Here is a 17,695-nt window from a genome sequence, read left to right on the forward strand (position 1 = left end):
TGGCACCGCGCCCAGAAACCCGGGTCATGCAGCGGCCAGACCCGCCGTCGAGTCGACCGGCGCAAGGACGTGGCCCAGCAGCCACAGGCCAAGGCCCCGCCCCACCCCGCCAGTTCCAGGTGCGCGTCCAAAGCTCTTGGGCATGCAGTGGCCAGACCTACTGACCGAGACGATCTTCGTGTGGACGCAATGGGGTGGGGGCGCGACTTGAGACTCGTCCTGCACCGGTCGGGGTCTTCTCCGGCGGGTGGGCGCTGCGGTTCGGCGGCGCCTGGTGCGGTCGGTAGGGCTTTGAGTGGTTGCGTCGGCGGGGGCGGCCAGGGGTTTCTTCTTGCCGCTGGACCTGCGCGCTCGGGGCTGAAAGGTCGCCGGAAGGAGTTAATTGTCGAGAATTTGTAGAAAGGCTGACCTTCATATGGCGCGGCCGGCCGCGTCCAGGTACCGGGAGGCCAGGATGGGCACGCCTACCGCAAGCGTCTCTCGCACCGATCTGAGCAGCCACCTCAGCTCCGTTCCCGGAGGCTTCCGGTCGGGTCGGCGGCGCTAGGCGGGTGTCAGTGGCGGTGGTGGTGGCGGCGTCTCAGGTAGGCCAGGGGCAGGGTGCAGAGGATGCCCAGGGCGTAGGGAGCGGCGGGAAGGGCGGCGGCGGCGCCGGTCTTCGTCAGGCCGGGTTGTTTGAAGGTGTCCGGGATCGGCAGGGTGCCGAGGCGGTCCAGGGGCCAGACGATCACGAAGGCGCGGCCGATGACGCGGTCGACCGGGATGGTGCCGCCGCCCGGGTCGCCGCGGTGGGAGCGGGAGTCGTAGGACAGTTCGCGGTGGTCGCCCATCACCCAGAGCTGACCCGGCTTCACCGTGACGTCGAAGGGGTCGTTGGAGGGCTTGTTCTGCTCGTGGGTGATCGGATCGGTGAAGAGGTAGGACTTCTCGTCGAGGGGGACGCCGTTGACGGTCACGCGGCCCTTGGCGTCGCAGCACTTGACGTGGTCGCCGGGGATGCCGATGACGCGCTTGATGTAGTCCTTCTCGTTGGGCGCGACGCCGAAGGCGGTGCCGACGGCGCGCAGGGCCTTGGAGACCGGGTTGCTGGGCTCGTTGACCTGGACCTCGGGGTCCCAGGAGTCGAGGCCGTTGAAGACGATGACGTCACCGCGGGCGATGTCCCGGGTGTGGTAGACGATCTTGTTCACGAGGACGCGGTCGCCGACCTGGAGGGTGTTCTCCATGGAGCCCGACGGGATGTAGAACGCCTGGACCGCGAACGCCTTGATGACAAGGGCGAGCACGACGGCGACCACGATGAGGACGGGAAGCTCTTTCCAGAAGGAGCCCTGCTTCTTCTTGCGCTTGCCGTCTTCTTCGGGTTCGTCGGCCGCCTCATCGGCCGAGTCCACGGGCTCCTTCTCTTCGGGCGCCGCGCCCTCGGCTTCGGATCGCACGTCTCTCCGATCGTCCTCGTCGGTCATCAGAGCAAAAGCCTAGCGGCGGTGTGCCCGTGGGACGGTGCGCGCGGGCGTGTCGCCGACGACCAAGTTGATCAACTCGGTCCAGAACGGGCAACGCCCCGGGCACCGTCGCGGGTTCCCGGGGCGTCGTGGTCCATCGGCTCAGTGCTCGCGCTTCTCCTTGATGCGCGCGGCCTTGCCGCGCAGGTTGCGCAGGTAGTAGAGCTTGGCGCGGCGGACGTCGCCGCGGGTGACGACCTCGATCTTGTCGATGGAGGGGCTGTTCAGCGGGAACGTCCGCTCGACGCCGACGCTGTAGCTGACCTTCCGGACGGTGAAGGTCTCGCGGGCGCCGCCGCCCTGCCGCCGGATCACCACGCCCTGGAACACCTGGATACGGCTCCGGTTGCCCTCGGTGACACGCACGTGCACCTTCAGCGTGTCGCCCGGACGGAAGTCCGGGACGTCGGCGCGCATCGCGGCCTTCTCGATCTCCTGGATCAGCGTGTGCATCGCAGCGGTTCCTCATGGTCGAACGCGGGCGTCGAGAGGCCCCGGTGGGTCCTTCGTGGGGGCGTCGCGCCGCGGAGAGTGGTCTTCGGGTGCCGTGCGGTCTGGACGCACGGACGCCCTAGTCTGCCATACCTTCGCCGTCAACCGGAAAACCGGCCTCGTGCAGCACGGCGCGGTCGTGCTTGTCGAGGGCCTCCGGCGCCAGGCGGGAGAGCAGTTCGGGCCGGTGCCGGGCCGTCCGGCGCAGTGCCTCGTCGCGCCGCCAGCGGGCGATCGCGCCGTGGTGGCCGGAGAGGAGGATGTCCGGAACAGGCCGCTCGCGCCAGACGGGCGGCTTGGTGTAGACGGGTCCTTCCAGCAGCGACTCCATGGCGCCCGGGGCGAAGGAGTCGTCGGTGACGGAGTCGGCGTTGCCGAGGACGCCGGGCAGCAGGCGGCCGATCGCCTCCACCATGACGAGGACGGCGACCTCCCCGCCGGCGAGGACGAAGTCGCCCAGGCTGACCTCGTCCACCGGCATCCGGGTGCGGGCCTCCTCGGCGACGCGGGTGTCGATCCCCTCGTAGCGTCCGCAGGCGAAGACCAGCCACGGCTCGGCCGCGTACCGCACCGCGTCCGCCTGCGTGAACGGCCGCCCGCTCGGCGTCGGAATGATCAACCGTGGGACCGTCGCGGGCGCCGCCCCGGCACCGGACTCACGGGCCCCGGACTCGTCGGTTCCGGGCGCGGGCTCGGGATCGGGCTCGGCGGTTGGGGTCGTGGGGGGGACGAGGGTGTCGAGGGCCTCGCCCCAGGGGTCGGGTTTCATGACCATGCCGGGGCCGCCGCCGTAGGGGGTGTCGTCGACGGTGCGGTGCCGGTCGTGGGTCCAGTCGCGCAGGTCGTGGACGCGGACGTCCAGCAGCCCGGCGCGCCGAGCCTTGCCCAGGAGGGAGATGTCCAGGGGGGCGAAGTACTCGGGGAAGATCGTGACGATGTCGAGTTTCATGATTCGTCGAGCAGACCGGGGGGCGGATCGATGACGAGCCGCCCCCCGGGAACGTCCACCTCGGGGACGAGCGCGGCCACGAAGGGGACCAGCGTCTCGCCTCCGGCCCCGCGCACGACCAGGAGGTCCTGGCCGTGGTGCAGGACGTCCGCGACCTGGCCGACCTCGGTCCCGTCCGTGGTGACCACGGCGAGTCCGAGCAGTTCCTGGTCGTGGAAGTCGTCCGGGTCGGCGGACGGGGAGATGTCACCGGGGTCGACGACGAGCCACGTGCCGCGCAGTTCCTCCGCGGCGGAGCGGTCGCCGATCCCGGCGAAGCGCACGAGCAGGCGTCCCGAATGCCAGCGTTTCCGCTCGATGGTGAGCGGACCGGCGGTGACGGGGTCGGTGGCGATCTCCGTGCCCGGGGCGAACCGGGACTCCGGCTCGTCCGTGCGGACGTCGACGGCGACCTCGCCGCGAACCCCGTGCGGCCGCCCGATCCGTCCCACCACGAGCGGTTCGCTCATCGGGACGCCACTCAGCGGACCTCGTTGACGTCGAGCAGGTCGACACGCACGTAGCGGCCTCCGGAGAGGGCGCTGATCACCGTGCGCAAGGCCTTGGCGGTGCGACCGCTGCGGCCGATGACCTTCCCGAGGTCCTCGGGGTGCACGCGCACCTCGAGGACCCGGCCGCCCCTGATCCGGCGGGCGCGGACCCGGACGTCGTCCGGGTTCTCGACGATCCCGCGGACCAGGTGCTCGAGCGCTTCTTCGAGCACGTCAGCCCTCGCTCTTGGCTTCGTCGGTCTCGGTGGCCTTCGCCTCCGACTTCTTCGGCTCGGCCTTCTTCTTGCCACGGGTCGCGGTGCCGGCGGCCTCGTCGTCGCCCAGCGACTCCTTGACGGCGGCCTCGAACGCGGCCTTCCGGTCGGCCTTCGGCTCGGCGACCTTGAGGGTGCCCTCGGCACCCGGCTCGCCCTTGAACTTCTGCCAGTCGCCGGTGATCTTCAGCAGGTTGAGGACCGGCTCGGTCGGCTGCGCGCCCACGCCGAGCCAGTACTGCGCGCGCTCAGAGTCGATCTTGATGAGCGAGGGCTCCTGCTTGGGCTGGTAGAGCCCGATCTCCTCGATGGCCCGCCCGTCGCGCTTGGTGCGGGCGTCGGCGACGACGATCCGGTACTGCGGGTTCCGGATCTTCCCCAGACGCTTGAGCTTGATCTTGACTGCCACGGGTGTGGTGTACTCCAACTTCATCACGGGATGGACGGGCCCGTGCCAGGTGGGGAACACCGGCTCACGGCCGTCCGATGGACTCCGGTCGCGCAGGACGAGAGAGGGCGCCTCGCGATTCCGGGTTTCCAGCCTGTCATTCTGCCAGACGTTCGCCGCGAAAGCGCAATCGCGCCGCCCGGGTGTCGCGTCGAGCGGCGCTCAAGCCATGCGGTGGGGGCGTGCGGGTCACTTCTTCTTGCGGCCCTGGAATTTGTTCAGGTCGGGCATCTGGAAGCCGGGCGGGAGCTGGCCGCCGAGGCCCGGCGGGAGGGCGCCGCCGCCGAGGCCGGGCGGCAGGCCCTTCGGCATGCCGTCGGCCGCGGGCGCCTGCTCCTGCGGCCCCTTGCCGGCGGCGCGCTTGCGGGGGTCTCCGCTGCGCTGCTTGCCCTTCTTGTTCTTGGCCGCCTTCGCGGCCTTGGTCGCCTTGCGGCGGCCGCCGGGCATGCCGGGCAGGCCCATGCCGCCGGCCATCTGCCGCATCATCTTCTGCGCGTCGAAGAACCGGGTGACCAGGCTGCTGACCTCGCCGACGCCGACGCCGGAGCCCTTGGCGATGCGGGCCCGCCGCGAGCCGTTGATGATCTTCGGCTGGGCGCGCTCCTGCGGGGTCATCGAGCGGATGATCGCGGCGATGCGGTCGAGGTCGCGGTCGTCGATCTGGCTGATCTGGTCGCGGACCTGGCCCATGCCCGGCATCATCCCGAGCAGGTTCCCGATCGGGCCGAGCTTGCGGATCATCATCATCTGCTCGAGGAAGTCCTCGAGGGTGAAGTCCTCGCCCGAGGCGAACTTGGAGGACATCTTCTCGGCCTGCTCGGCGTCGAACGCCTGCTCGGCCTGCTCGATCAGGGTGAGGATGTCGCCCATGTCGAGGATCCGGCCCGCCATGCGGTCCGGGTGGAAGACGCTGAAGTCCTCGAGCTTCTCGCCCGTCGAGGCGAACATGATCGGGCGTCCGGTGATGTGCCGGACCGACAGCGCCGCGCCGCCGCGCGCGTCGCCGTCGAGTTTGGTGAGGACGACGCCGTCGAAGCCGACGCCGTCCATGAACGCCTGGGCGGTGTTGACCGCGTCCTGGCCGACCATGGCGTCGACGACGAACAGGATGTCGTCGGGGCGGACGGCGTCGCGGATGTCGATGGCCTGCTGCATCATCTCGGCGTCGATGCCGAGGCGGCCTGCGGTGTCGATGACGACGACGTCGTGCTGGGCGTGCCTGGCCTGGTCGATCGAGCGGCGCGCCACGTCGACCGGGTCGCCGACGCCGCTGCCCGGCTCGGGCGCGAACACCGGGACCCCGGCCCGCTCGCCGACGACCTGGAGCTGCTGGACGGCGTTCGGACGCTGGAGGTCGGCGGCCACCAGCATCGGCGTGTGGCCCTCCTGCTTCAGCCAGCGGGCGAGCTTGCCGGCGAGGGTCGTCTTGCCGGCGCCCTGGAGGCCGGCGAGCATGATCACGGTCGGCGGGGTCTTGGCCAGCCGGAGCCGCCGGGTCTCGCCGCCGAGGATGGTGATGAGCTCCTCGTTGACGATCTTGACGACCTGCTGCGCCGGATTCAGCGCCTGCGAGACCTCCGAGCCGCGCGCCCGCTCCTTGATCTGGGCGATGAAGGCCTTGACCACGGGGAGCGCGACGTCGGCCTCAAGCAGCGCGATCCGGATCTCGCGCGCGGTCGCGTCGATGTCGGCCTCGGAGAGCCGGCCCTTGCTGCGCAGCGACGAGAAGACCGTCGTCAACCGGTCGGAGAGCGTCTCGAACACGTGTCTGGACCGTCCTTGGAAAGCTTCTGGGATCGCCTATCAGCGTATCGGGTCGCCGGGTGAGCCCCGCCCCCTCCGATGATCCGGTCAGTGAAGACTTTCGAGGACCCGGTCCCGGACGGCGTCCAGCGCGTCGGAGGCGTCCAGCGGACGGCCCTGGGCGTCCACCACGTAGAAGACGTCCACCGCCTCGGCGCCGAGCGTGTCCACCTGGGCGGCGCGGACCTGGAGGCCGCAGGACCCGAGCGCCTGCCCGACCCGCCACAGGAGGCCGGGGCGGTCGTGGGCCCGGACCTCGACGACGGTGGCGGTCCGCGACGCGTCGTCCACGATCGTGACGCGCGGCGGCGGCACCGTGACTCCGGGCCGGATCCGGACCGACCGCGCCCGCCGTTCGAGCCGCTCGGCCACGTCGAGGCGGCCGGCGAGCATCCGGCGCAGGTCCGCCTCCAGGCCGGCCGGATCCGGCGGCGTCCCGAACTCGGGGACGGCCGTGAAGTCCAGCACCGCCGTCTGGGCGGACGGGGCCGACGCTCCGGAGACGGACGGCGAGGAGACCACCCGCGCCGTCTTGACGGCCAGGCGGTGCAGGGCGAGGACGCCGGCGGCGCGCCAGAGCAGGCCCGGCCGGTCCGGAGCGGCGATGGTGATCCGGGAGCCCGTCACGCGGACGGCGGCGCCGTCGTGGCGCGCCAGGGCGGCGTGGTCGGCGGCGAGCGCGGGGGCCGGCGGGGGCGTGCCGCCGGAGAGCGCGGCGGCGGCGCGGCGGGCGAGTTCGGCGACGAGCCCGGCCTTCCAGGCGCCCCAGGCGGCGGGGCCGGTGGCGCCGCCGTCCGCGGCGGCGAGGGCGGCGAGGAGGTCGAGGACCTCGCGCTCGCGGCCGGGCGCCTCGGACACGGCGGCGATGACCGTCTGGACGGTCACCGGGTCGTCGATGTCGCGCCGGGTCGCCGTTTCGGGGAGCAGCAGGTGGTGCCGGACGACGGTCTCCAGGACCCGGACGTCCGCCTCCGGGAAGCCGAGGCGGGCGCCGATGTCCCGAGCGACGACGGCGCCCGACTTGGAGTGGTCGCCCGGCCAGCCCTTGCCGATGTCGTGCAGGAGGGCCCCGATCAGGAGCAGGTCGGGACGGGCCACCTCGCGGGTCAGGGCGGCGGCGCCCGCGGCGGTCTCGACGAGGTGGCGGTCGACGGTGAAGCGGTGGACGGGGTTGCGCTGCGGGCGGTTGCGGACGCGCTCCCAGTCGGGCAGCAGCCGGACGACCAGCCCGGCCTGGTCGAGGGCCTCCCAGACCGCGATGGCGGCGGGCCCGGCGCCGAGCAGGGAGACCAGCGCGTCGCGGGCCGCGGCGGGCCAGGGGACGCGCGGCAGGGCGGCGTGCTCGGCGAGCCGGGCCACCGTGGCGGGGGCGAGCGGCAGCCCCGTCTGGGCCGCGGCGGCGGCGACGCGCAGGACGAGGGCCGGGTCGCTCAGATCGGCGTTCCGCGCGAGGACGACCTCGCCCTCGTGCTCGACGGCGCCGTCCCCGACCGGCCTGCGCTCCACGCCGCGCCGTCCCGTCCCCTGCGGGTCGCCGGGCGGCTGCCGGTGCTTGGCCCTGGTGAAGTTGTCGACGCGGCGCCACAGGTGGGACGCCCCGTAGGTGATCGTGCGGGCGGCCTCGGCGATCGAGCGTTGCAGGACGTCGGCGTCCAGGAGTCCGAGGGCGCGCGCCACGGCCGCCTGCTCCTGGAGGACGAGCCGGTCGGTGGAGCGCCCGGTGACCTCGTGGAGCGCGTGGCGGATGTCGAGGAGCAGGTCGTGGGCGGCGCGCACGCGGGCGTCGGGGGCGGAGGCCACCCAGGACGCGGCGACCGCGTGCATGACGTGGACGTCCCGCAGTCCGCCGTGGGCCTCTTTCAGGTCGGGTTCGAGCAGGAACGCCAGCTCGCCCTGGGCCTCCCAGCGTTCCCGGCACATGGCCGACAGTTCGGCCAGCCGGACGGGGGCGTCGGCGCGCCAGTCGGTGAGGACGGCGGCGCGCAGCTCGTCGACCAGGGCGTGGTCTCCGGCGACGCGGCGGGCCGACAGCAGGCCGAGGGCGGCCTTGATGTCGCCGCGCGCCACGGTCCGGGCCTCGGCGACGGTGCGGACGGAGTGGTCGAGCCGCAGCCCCGAGTCCCACACGGGGTACCAGACGCGGTCGGCGATCGCCGCGACGCCGGCCAGGCCGCGATGCAGCAGGACGAGGTCGAGGTCGCCGCCGGGCGTCAGCTCCCGCCGCGCGTGGCTGCCCACCGCGACGAGCGCCACCCCTTCCGGCGTCCCTCCGTCACCGGTCAGGAAAGCGCCGCTCTGCGAACCGCCCGTCTGCGAGCCTCCGCTCGGGAGGCCGCCTGCAAGGCCGGCGCCGGGCAGGTCGTCGCGTGAGGTCCTGTCGTGCGAGGCGCCGGCCTCCGCGTCACCTTGCTCAGTGCCGTCGGGTGCGGCACCACCGCGCGGGGCGGCCGCTTGCGGCGGGGGCGCGGGAGCCGAGTGGGGCGGGGCGGTGGCCAGGAGGGACGCCAGCCAGCGGTCCAGGGCCGCGGCGCGGGAGGCGCGGGCGGCGGCCAGGGCGGCGCGGGCCGCCTCCCGGCTCGGGGCGCCGCCGGCCGGAGCGGGCGCGGGGGCCCGGCCTCCGGCCGGCGGGTTGGCGAGGGTCACCGTGGTCCCTAGAGGGCTTCCGGTCCGGTCTCGCCCGTGCGGACCCGGACGACGGTGTCGACCGGCACGGCCCACACCTTGCCGTCGCCGATCTTGTCGGTGCGGGCCGCCTTGACGATCACGTCGATGATGTCGTCGGCGTCCTCGGCCTCGACCAGGACCTCGACGCGCAGCTTGGGCACCAGGTCGACCTGGTACTCGGCGCCCCGGTAGACCTCCGTGTGGCCCTTCTGCCGCCCGTAGCCGCTGGCCTCGCTGACGGTCATCCCCTTGACCCCGAAGGCCTCCAGGGCCTTCTTGACCTCGTCCAGTTTGAACGGCTTGATGACCGCCGTGACGAGCTTCATCACTTCGCCTCCACCTTCTTCGCCGGGGCGGGCGGGGCGGGCGCCGCCGCGGTCGCCCCGGAACCGATGCCCGCGCGGATGGTGCCGAAGTCGTAGGCGGTCTCCGCGTGCGCCGTGCTGTCGATGCCGGCGGCCTCGTCGTCCTCGCTGATCCGGAAGCCCATCACCAGGTCGATCACCTTCGCGATCACGTAGGTGACGACGAAGGAGTAGGCGAGCGTCGCCAGGACGGCGACGGCCTGCTTGCCGAGCAGCGCGAGCCCGCCGCCCGCGAACAGCCCGTCGGCGCCGGCGTCGTTGACGGCGGTGGTCGCCAGGAGCCCGATCAGCAGGGCGCCGACGATGCCGCCGACCATGTGGACCCCGACGACGTCGAGCGAGTCGTCGTAGCCGAGCTTGTACTTCAGGCTGACCGCGAACGCGCACACGGCACCGGCGACCAGGCCGAGGACGAGGGCGCCGAGCGGGGTGACGAACGCGCAGGCCGGGGTGATCGCGACCAGTCCGGCCACCACGCCGGAGGCGATGCCGAGCGTGGTGGACGCGCCGTCGCGCAGCTTCTCGACGACGATCCAGGCGAACGCGGCGGCGCAGGTCGCGACGAGCGTGTTGATGAACGCGACGGCCGCGGTGGAGCCGGCCGACAGCGCGGACCCGGCGTTGAAGCCGAACCAGCCGAACCACAGCAGCCCGGCGCCGAGCAGGACGAACGGCAGGTTGTGCGGCCGCATCGGCTCCTTCGGCCAGCCCTTGCGCTTGCCGAGCACCAGCACCAGGGCGAGCGCCGCGACGCCGGCGTTGATGTGCACGACCGTCCCGCCCGCGAAGTCGAGCGCGCCGAGGTCGAACAGCCAGCCGGACTTGCCGCCGTCCTGGCCGTCGGACCACCACACCCAGTGGGCGATCGGGAAGTACACCAGGGTCGCCCACACCAGGCTGAACACGACCCACGCCCCGAACTTGGCACGGTCCGCGACCGCGCCGCTGATCAGCGCGACGGTGATGATGGCGAACGTCGCCTGGAAGGCCACGAAGACCAGCTGCGGGATGCCCGTCCCGTCGTCGGCCGTCGCCGCGTTCTCCAGGCCGACCAGGCCCCAGTCGCCGAACCCGCCGATGAACGAGCTGAGCGGCCCGCCGTCGCCGAACGTCAGGGAGTAGCCGTAGACGACCCACGCCATGCCCACCACGGCGATGCTGACGAAGCTCATCATCATCATGTTGAGCACGCTCTTGGCCCGGCTCATCCCTCCGTAGAAGAAGGCCAGGCCCGGTGTCATCAGCAGGACGAGCGCGGTGCTCGTCAACATCCAGGCGGTACTACCGCTATCGATCTTCATCTCTGAGCGTGTCCCTCCTCGCCAGGAACCTCGAATGCTCAGAGACTCGGGCGCGGCCGTTTCGCCCGGTATGCCGCTAAGTTTCCGCGGTGTGAAAACCGTCCCGGACGTGTTTCACCGCTGTTTCCGAATCCTCACATGCCTTAATCGGCCGGTTCGGGAGCCGATTCCACCGGCCCGCGAGGCCGGACCGGCCGGTCCGCGAGGCCGGAACCAACCGGTCCGCGAGGCCGGACCGGGCGGTCCGCAGTGCCCGGATCGGCCGGTCTCGCGGGGCCGGATCAGTCGCCGAGGATCGCGTCCACGAACGCCTCGGGCTCGAACGGAGCGAGGTCGTCCGGCCCCTCCCCCAGCCCGACCAGCTTCACCGGGACGCCGAGCTCGCGCTGCACCTGGACGACGATGCCGCCCTTCGCGGTGCCGTCCAGCTTGGTGAGCACCACGCCGGTGATGTTGACGACCTCGGCGAAGACGCGGGCCTGCTGCATGCCGTTCTGGCCGGTCGTCGCGTCCAGGACGAGCAGGACCTCGTCCACCGTGGCCTGCTTCTCCACGACCCGCTTGACCTTGCCGAGCTCGTCCATCAGCCCGGTCTTGGTGTGCAGCCGGCCCGCCGTGTCGACGATCACCACGTTGACCTTGGTCTCGATGCCCTGCTTGACGGCGTCGAACGCGACGCTGGCGGGGTCGGCGCCCTCGTCCTTGCGGACGACCTGCGCGCCCACCCGCGTCGCCCACGTCTCCAGCTGGTCGGCGGCGGCGGCGCGGAACGTGTCGGCGGCGCCCAGCAGCACCGTGTTGCCGTCACCGACGAGGACGCGGCCGAGCTTGCCGCACGTGGTGGTCTTGCCGGTGCCGTTCACGCCGACGACCATGAGCACGGCGGGGCGGTCGCCGTGCGCCTCGGTGTGCAGGGAGCGGTCGATGTCCGGGCCGATCTGCTTGACCAGCTCCTCCTTGAGCAGCGCGCGGACCTCCTCCGGGCTGCGCGTGCCGAGGACCTGGACGCGCGTCCGCAGGTCGTCGGTGACCTGCCGGGCCACCGCCGCGCCCATGTCGGCGGTGATCAGGGTGTCCTCGATCTCCTCCCAGGCGTCCTCGTCGAGCGTCTCGCGCGACAGCAGGACGAGGAGGGTCTTGCCGAAGGCGTTCTGGGAGCGGGCGAGCCGCGCCCGAAGCCGCACGAGCCGGCCCGCGCCGGGCGGCGGCTTCTCGATCTCCACCGTGGGCCGCGGCGGCGGGACCTCCGTCGGCGGGGCCTTCTCGATCGTGGGGGCGCCGGCCTCCGCCACGTCGGCGGCGGTGGCGCCGCCGGTCCGTTCCGAGGGGCGCTCGACGGGCGGGCGCGGGCGGGTCCGGCGCGGGCGCAGCAGCGTGACGCCGCCGATGATCAGCGCGAGCACGGCCAGCGCGACGATGACGATCACAAATTCCATAACGCCCCCAGTTTTCCAGACGAGCACTCCCGCGCGAACACGCTGCGCCGGGCCCGCCGATCATGCGGCGAGCCCGGCCGGGCGCGCAACCGCGCGAGACGCCAGGGTGCCCCGGTACCCGCACCGGGACGGTAGATCAGGCATTACCCCCAGGAAGGGATGCCCGTTCGGACGACTCCCACTCGTCCACGTTGCGGAGGAGGGCCTCCAGATAGGAGCGCAGGTGGGTGCGGTAGACGTCGCTGTAGGTGCGCAGGTAGGCGATCTCGCGTTCCATGGCGAGGCGCTCGTCGTCCGGGAGGGGCGCCGGGCTCGACGCGGGCGCCGGCGCGGGCTTCGTCTCGGCCGCGCGGACGGCCGCGTCGGCCACGGCGGCGGCCTTGCGGTGGGCCTCCTCCAGCATCTGCTCCGCGCGGCCCTTGGCGTCGGACAGGATCGCCTCCCGGTGCAGCCTCGCCTCGTGCGCCAGTTCCCTGGTGTAGCGCTCGGCGTCCGCCACGTACAGGTCGGCGGTCTGCTGGGCCTGCGACAGGATGCGGACGGCCTGGAAGTGGGCGTCCTCGGGCGCCATCACGCCGCGGGAGCCGGAGGAGGCCTGGGCGCGCAGCCGGTTCACCTCCTCGGCGAGCGCGGCCTTGTCGTTGAAGATCTGGACGAGTTCGCGCTCCACGTACTGCAGGAAGTTGCGGACCTGCTCCTCGTCGTACCCGCGGCGCCCGAGGGCGGCCCGGGCGAACACCACCGAGTGGAGCTCGCCCGGGGTCAGCCGCGAGCCCTCGGAGACGACCGGAAGGTTCGGGGAGTTCAAGGCGCTCACCTCTGTGCGTCGGCGAAGGTTTCGAGGCGGATGCGGTCACGGGGGACGCCGAGCCGCGTCAGCTGCTCGACGGTGTGCCCGACCATGACCGACGGCCCGCACACGTAGGCGTCGTGGCCGTCCCACGGGCCGCGCCTGGCGACCACGTCGGACAGGTTGCCGTGCTCGACCCCGTCGTCCCCCGACTGGAGCAGCGAGGAGAACCCGTGCCCGCCCGGCTCGTCCGAGACGGCCGGGACGACGGTGAGCCAGGGGAACTCGCCCGCCAGCTTGGTCAGGTCCTCGAGGTCGTAGAGGCCGTCGCGGCTGCGGGCGCCGAAGAACAGGTGCACGCGCGGCGGGACGGTCCGGCGGGAGATCTGCTCCAGGATCGCCTTGAGCGGAGCGAGGCCGGTGCTGCCCGCGACGAGCAGGACGTCCCGCGGGGAGCTCTCGTCCAGAGTGAGCGTGCCGATGGGGGCGCCCATGCGGACGCGGTCGCCGGTCTGTGTGCCGCGCACCAGCACGGGGCTCACGGGCCCCCCGTCCACCAGCCGGACGTGGAAGTCGACGGTGTGGTCGGGACGAGGCGCGTTCGCCATCGAGTAGTACCGCCAGTGCCGCAGCCGGGACGGCACCTCCAGCGCGACGGACTGGCCCGGCACGTACGGCAGGGGCCGGTCGGGCTGGACGCGCAGGACGCTGATGTCGAAGCGGCGCCGCTCGACGGCGACGACCTGGCCGTTCCACCAGGCGGGCGTGCTGAGGGCGTTCTCGTCGGCGGCCTCGAGCATGACCTTGGCGACGAGGGTGTAGGCGGCGTTCCAGTCGCTTTCGAGGTCGTCGCTCCAGGCCGGCCCGGAGTAGTGCCGCAGGGTGGTCAGGAGGCTGGCCCCGACATGCGGGTAGTGCTCGGCCACGATGCCGAACCGGCGGTGGTCCCGGCCGAGCTGCTGGAGGAAAGGGACGAGGTTGGCCAGGTCGTCCACCTGGGAGACGATGTGCCCGAGGGCGCGCAGCAGCTTGTCGCGCTGGCCGCTCATCCCGATCGGGAACATGTCGCGCAGGTGGGGGTTGCGCACGAAGAGGTCGGAGTAGAAGAACAGCGCGACCGCGTCGCCCTGCTCGGCGACGTGCGCGAAGCTGTCCTTGAGTCGCTGGGCGTCCACGGATCAGGCGACGGGTTCCGCCGCGGCCTCCGTCATGACCTTGGCGACGACGCCGTAGGCGGCCGTCCAGTCGTTCTCCAGCTCGGGGCTCCACTGCGGGCCGCTGAAGTAGGCGAGGGTGGCGAGCAGGCTGGCGCCGACGGGGGCGTAGTGCTCGGCGAGGACGCCGAAGCCGTGGTGGCGGCGTCCGAGGTCGGTGAGGAAGGGGACGAGCGCGTCGGGGTCGTCCACCGTCGAGACGATCTGGGACAGCGCCGCCAGCAGCACCTCGTGCTGCTTGGCCATCGCGGCGGGGAACATCGACCTGAGCTGGGGATCCCGCGCGAAAAGGTCGGCGTAGAAATATTCGGCGACGTCCAGGCCGTTCGCGGCCACCAGGGCGAAATTGTCTTTGAGTTTCTGCGGATCCACGGGCAGCACCTCTCCGGCGGTTCTCGGTACGGACGAGGGGAGTCCGATGAGGGAGCCGGAGAACCGCAGGTGCATATGGGTAGTGGATTGGCCGGGGGCACACAAGTCCGCCAGCGTCGCCGGATCATCACGGTCGGTGCACGTCGATCCCGCCGATTACGCGTCACCGGCGCGGATGCGAAGTCGCCAATCGACTATAGGTCGGGGGAAGAAGCCCGGGATCAGATCCGGCGCCGCGCCCGAAATGTGAGCGCTGGGCGATGTCACGTTCCATGGGAAAATGTGATGCGCATCACGGTGAATGGCGTTCGGTCCCGCGCCGGGCAGCGGGACCTCGGGGGCGCCGGGTGCCGCGTGCCCCTGTTCCCGCGGCACCCGGCGCGCCCCTCCAGCCGCCGGTGGAGGGTCTCCGGCGGTTTCGGCGAGGGCTCGGCAGGTCGCCGGGACCGATCGGCCGCGCCGAGAGCACCGGGCCGCCGGGCTCTGCCGAGATCACCGAACCGGCGGGGCCGTCGAGCCAGCCCGCCGCACCGGAAACGGCGAGCCGGATTCGCCGACTGGTCCGGGAAACCGTCCGGCTGATCGGCGATGAAGGGGTCCATGCCGCGGACGATGCTCGGCCGCCATCGATTTCACGCTTTCTCTCGTGTAATTGATCCGCCTCACCGTCGCGCACTCCTTCGACTTGGTCCGGGGCCCCAAAACCGCATTCTTCCGCCTGCACGGTCTGAGGAATCAGACCAGAAGAATGGCGGTCTGGACACGGAAAGCCGTCCGGACGGGTGTCCAGATTCCCTGACCGGATGACGCCGTGTCCACTGGCCGATCTCCGGTCAGGGCATTAATCTTCGGCTGGCCGTCTGATCTGTCGGAACGGCGGCGCTCTGACGACGAGCCGACACCCCCACCCGAGGAAGGCACGCAATGACCCACCGGTTCACCGCCCGCACCGGCGGCGCGCTCACCGCCGCGGCGCTCGCGGCGGCGTTCCTCACTGCGGGCTGCGGCGGCGGGAACGGCGACGGAGAGGTCGGCGGCGGCGGGGACGGCGGCGCGGTGTCCCGGCCGCCGTCCCCGTCGCCCTCGGAGACCGCACAGGAGTCCGACCCGAGCACCCGGGAGGGGATCGAGGGCGCGCGGGCCGCGCTCCAGGCGTTCCTGCGCGGCCAGGCCGCCGGAGACGACGCGGTGTGCCGCTACGTGGCGCAGGGCGGCGACTTCCTCCGCGGCCCCGCGCTCCGCGGCGACTGCCCGGCCGGCGTGCGCGGCACGCCGCACTGGCTCCGGCCGCGGGAGCGGGAGGCGCTCCGCACGGTGATCGTGAAGGGCGGGCGGCTGTCGGGCGGCGGGGCGGTCATCCCCTTCTCCGCCCTGCGCTGGACGAGCGGCTCCATGACGGAGAGGACCCTTCAAGGCGAGTTCACCCTGCGCCACAACGGAGAGGTCTGGCAGATCGTCGAATGACATCGGGCGCCGCACTGGTCAAGGCCGGTAAAAGCATGATCTCCTTCGGGCGGCGCACCGGAGGAAGGGCCGCCGGAAATGCGCCGTCATTCATGGAATCCGTTCGCCGGAAACGCTATTCGATCTCAGCGGGCACCCCTAGGGCCCTAGGGCCCTACCGGAGGCGGCCCGGGGCCCCAACCACGAACGTGCAGCTCAGCCAGGGGGAGGGAGTCCGAGCCAGGTCACGATGGCGGTCGCCCGGTTCGGCGCGCCGAGCTTCGCATAAATGCGGTTGATGTAGTTCTTGACGGTCTTCTCGGTGACGAATAGCGTGGCCGCGATCTCCTGGTTCGGGTGCCCGCGCACGATCAGATTCATGACCTGGGCCTCGCGGGAGGAAAGGCCGAAACGCGCACGCTGCTCGGCCGGATCGGCCGCGCGCGCCGCGGGCGTGTCGGCCCGCACGGCGTCGATGAGCGCGGCGCCGGCCGCGTGCGAGAGGGGGTGGGCCCGGTGCCGGACGGTGTCCCGGATCGCCGCGGCGAGCTCGTCCACGGTGAAGGTGTTGTGCACGAGGTAGCCGACGGCGCCGTTGCGGACGGCCGACAGGACCACCTCGGGCTCCTCGACCTGGGTCAGCATGATCACGCGGCTGATCCCGCTCAGCGCGGCGGCGGCGCTCACCCCGTCCGCGCGCGGCATCCGGACGTCGAGCAGGACCACGTCGGGCACCAGCCGCCGGGCCAGTTCCTCGGCCTCGCGGCCGTCGCCCGCCTCGCCCACCACCTCGATGTCGCCGGCGGCCTCCAGCGCGGAGGTGAGTCCGGCGCGGATGAAGGGATTGTCGTCCACCACCATGACGCGGTAGCGGCGGGGCTCGTCGTCGACGGGCTCGTCCATCAGCCGCCCCCGAGCGCGGCCCGCGCGGGCTCGGGGTCCGGGTCCGCCGCCGGCATCGACGCCGTGATCTCGGTGCCGCCGCCCGGGACCGAGCGCACCGCCAGCCGGCCGCCCGCCCGCGCGGCCCGCTCGTGCATGCCGACGAGGCCGTAATGGCCGCCGCCGGCGAGTGCGTCCAGCCGGCCGGGGTCGTCCGGCCGCCCGGGCATGCCCGTGCCGTCGTCCCGCACGCGCACCTCCAGGTCGCCGCCGACGACCGCTGCGGCGATGTCGACGCTGGACGCGTGCGCGTGCCGCCGCACGTTCTCCAGCGCCTCTCTCACGATCGTGACCATCTCGCGCCGCCGCGGCGCCGGGAGGTTCGCGCCGGCCTCGGCGTCCACCCGCACCGGGACGCCTGTGCGCGCCTCCCACTCCCCCGCCAGCTTCCGCAGGGCGTCGCCCAGCGAGACGCCGGCCGGGTCGTCGCGCAGCCCGGCGATGAGCGAGCGCGCCTCGCGGATGGCGACCCGGGCCGCCTCGGCGATCCGCCGCGCCTCGGCCTCGGCGCGGTCGGGGGACCTGCGGACCCAGGCGGGCAGGCTGTTCGCCGACATGGCGATGCCGGAGAGCGTCCCGGCCAGCGAGTCGTGCATGTCGCGGGCCAGCCGGGTCCGCTCCTCGGCGGCCATCGCCTGCGCCTCCGCCCGCCAGCGCGCCTCCTCGGCGGCGGCGTGCTCGTCGAACAGGCGGCGCAGCACCGCCCCGGCGAGCGCGGCGACCCCGTAGAAGACGGGCAGCATGACCAGCAGCGGCATGGTGGCGCCGCCGTCCTCCTCGGACGGCGCGGTGCGGTAGAGCGCCGTGTAGTACAGGACGGCCTGCTGGGCGCACAGCAGCGCGGTGACCGGCCACCGGTACAGCAGGCCGGCGAGACCCGCGGTCACCACGGTCACGAGGAAGTAGGGGCCGAAGATCCCGCCCACCTGCAGCACGGCGTAGCCGGCGAGCACGTCGAAGGCCAGCAGGGCGGGCTGCGCGAGCAGCCGCGGCACGACCTTCTCCCAGCCCGCCAGCACCGCGCCGGAGGCGACGGCCGCGAGGACGAGCACGCCGAGCGCCCAGGGGTCGCCGCGCACCTGCCCGTCCACCACCGCGGTCACCCCGATGACGAGGACGCGCAGCTGCGTCAGAAGGACGAACGTGGCACCGATCCTGCTCTCCAC

17 protein-coding genes are annotated in these 17,695 nt (G+C 72.5%); 1 reads left to right on the plus strand and 16 read right to left on the minus strand.

What is annotated here, in order from left to right:
• Positions 1-554: 554 nt before the first annotated feature.
• From lepB to AB0C21_RS02080, 14 genes are all read right to left on the minus strand, one after another.
• The gene (lepB, locus tag AB0C21_RS02015; protein WP_500202221.1) at positions 555-1,439 is read right to left on the minus strand and encodes a signal peptidase I; all 885 of its coding nucleotides are present in this window, start codon (positions 1,437-1,439) and stop codon (positions 555-557) included.
• Positions 1,440-1,607: 168 nt separating this feature from the next.
• Complete coding sequence (gene rplS / locus AB0C21_RS02020; protein ID WP_149257798.1) at positions 1,608-1,958, minus strand: 50S ribosomal protein L19; 351 nt, start codon at positions 1,956-1,958, stop codon at positions 1,608-1,610.
• Positions 1,959-2,076: 118 nt separating this feature from the next.
• Entirely contained in the window at positions 2,077-2,946 is an 870-nt protein-coding gene (gene trmD, locus AB0C21_RS02025; RefSeq protein WP_500202222.1) for a tRNA (guanosine(37)-N1)-methyltransferase TrmD, read from the minus strand.
• Positions 2,943-3,455, minus strand: coding sequence for a ribosome maturation factor RimM (gene rimM / locus AB0C21_RS02030; protein WP_500202223.1), 513 nt, complete (start codon positions 3,453-3,455; stop codon positions 2,943-2,945). Before rimM ends, trmD begins: the two co-directional genes overlap by 4 nt.
• Before the next feature lie 11 nt (positions 3,456-3,466).
• A complete protein-coding gene (locus tag AB0C21_RS02035; RefSeq protein ID WP_021598307.1) occupies positions 3,467-3,709 on the minus strand; it encodes an RNA-binding protein in 243 nt (80 codons plus the stop codon).
• A gap of 1 nt (position 3,710) precedes the next feature.
• A complete protein-coding gene (gene rpsP, locus AB0C21_RS02040; RefSeq protein WP_141577564.1) occupies positions 3,711-4,160 on the minus strand; it encodes a 30S ribosomal protein S16 in 450 nt (149 codons plus the stop codon).
• A gap of 228 nt (positions 4,161-4,388) precedes the next feature.
• Positions 4,389-5,963, minus strand: a complete 1,575-nt coding sequence (ffh, locus tag AB0C21_RS02045) for a signal recognition particle protein (protein ID WP_500202224.1) — start codon at positions 5,961-5,963, stop codon at positions 4,389-4,391.
• Between the two features lie 87 nt (positions 5,964-6,050).
• Positions 6,051-8,645, minus strand: coding sequence for a [protein-PII] uridylyltransferase (locus AB0C21_RS02050; RefSeq protein ID WP_500202225.1), 2,595 nt, complete (start codon positions 8,643-8,645; stop codon positions 6,051-6,053).
• An 8-nt stretch (positions 8,646-8,653) separates the two neighbouring features.
• Complete coding sequence (locus AB0C21_RS02055) at positions 8,654-8,992, minus strand: P-II family nitrogen regulator (protein ID WP_149257802.1); 339 nt, start codon at positions 8,990-8,992, stop codon at positions 8,654-8,656.
• On the minus strand, positions 8,992-10,332 hold the full coding sequence (locus AB0C21_RS02060) for an ammonium transporter (protein WP_500202226.1): 1,341 nt from the start codon (positions 10,330-10,332) through the stop codon (positions 8,992-8,994). Before AB0C21_RS02060 ends, AB0C21_RS02055 begins: the two co-directional genes overlap by 1 nt.
• 281 nt (positions 10,333-10,613) lie before the next feature.
• Positions 10,614-11,768, minus strand: a complete 1,155-nt coding sequence (gene ftsY / locus AB0C21_RS02065; RefSeq protein WP_500202227.1) for a signal recognition particle-docking protein FtsY — start codon at positions 11,766-11,768, stop codon at positions 10,614-10,616.
• A 136-nt stretch (positions 11,769-11,904) separates the two neighbouring features.
• Entirely contained in the window at positions 11,905-12,576 is a 672-nt protein-coding gene (locus AB0C21_RS02070) for a DivIVA domain-containing protein (RefSeq protein WP_500202228.1), read from the minus strand.
• A 5-nt stretch (positions 12,577-12,581) separates the two neighbouring features.
• On the minus strand, positions 12,582-13,733 hold the full coding sequence (locus AB0C21_RS02075) for a globin domain-containing protein (protein WP_500202229.1): 1,152 nt from the start codon (positions 13,731-13,733) through the stop codon (positions 12,582-12,584).
• Positions 13,734-13,736: 3 nt separating this feature from the next.
• Positions 13,737-14,144, minus strand: a complete 408-nt coding sequence (locus AB0C21_RS02080) for a globin domain-containing protein (RefSeq protein ID WP_500202230.1) — start codon at positions 14,142-14,144, stop codon at positions 13,737-13,739.
• 924 nt (positions 14,145-15,068) lie between these two features.
• Between AB0C21_RS02080 and AB0C21_RS02085 the strand changes: the two genes are divergently transcribed.
• The gene (locus AB0C21_RS02085) at positions 15,069-15,608 is read left to right on the plus strand and encodes a hypothetical protein (RefSeq protein WP_500202231.1); all 540 of its coding nucleotides are present in this window, start codon (positions 15,069-15,071) and stop codon (positions 15,606-15,608) included.
• A 195-nt stretch (positions 15,609-15,803) separates the two neighbouring features.
• Here AB0C21_RS02085 and AB0C21_RS02090 read toward each other — a convergent pair whose 3' ends face one another.
• Entirely contained in the window at positions 15,804-16,490 is a 687-nt protein-coding gene (locus AB0C21_RS02090) for a response regulator transcription factor (RefSeq protein WP_500202232.1), read from the minus strand.
• On the minus strand, positions 16,490-17,695 hold the full coding sequence (locus tag AB0C21_RS02095) for a sensor histidine kinase (protein WP_500202233.1): 1,206 nt from the start codon (positions 17,693-17,695) through the stop codon (positions 16,490-16,492). Before AB0C21_RS02095 ends, AB0C21_RS02090 begins: the two co-directional genes overlap by 1 nt.

This window comes from Spirillospora sp. NPDC049024 (assembly GCF_040649235.1).
In the GTDB taxonomy this organism is placed as follows: Bacteria; Actinomycetota; Actinomycetes; order Streptosporangiales; family Streptosporangiaceae; genus Spirillospora.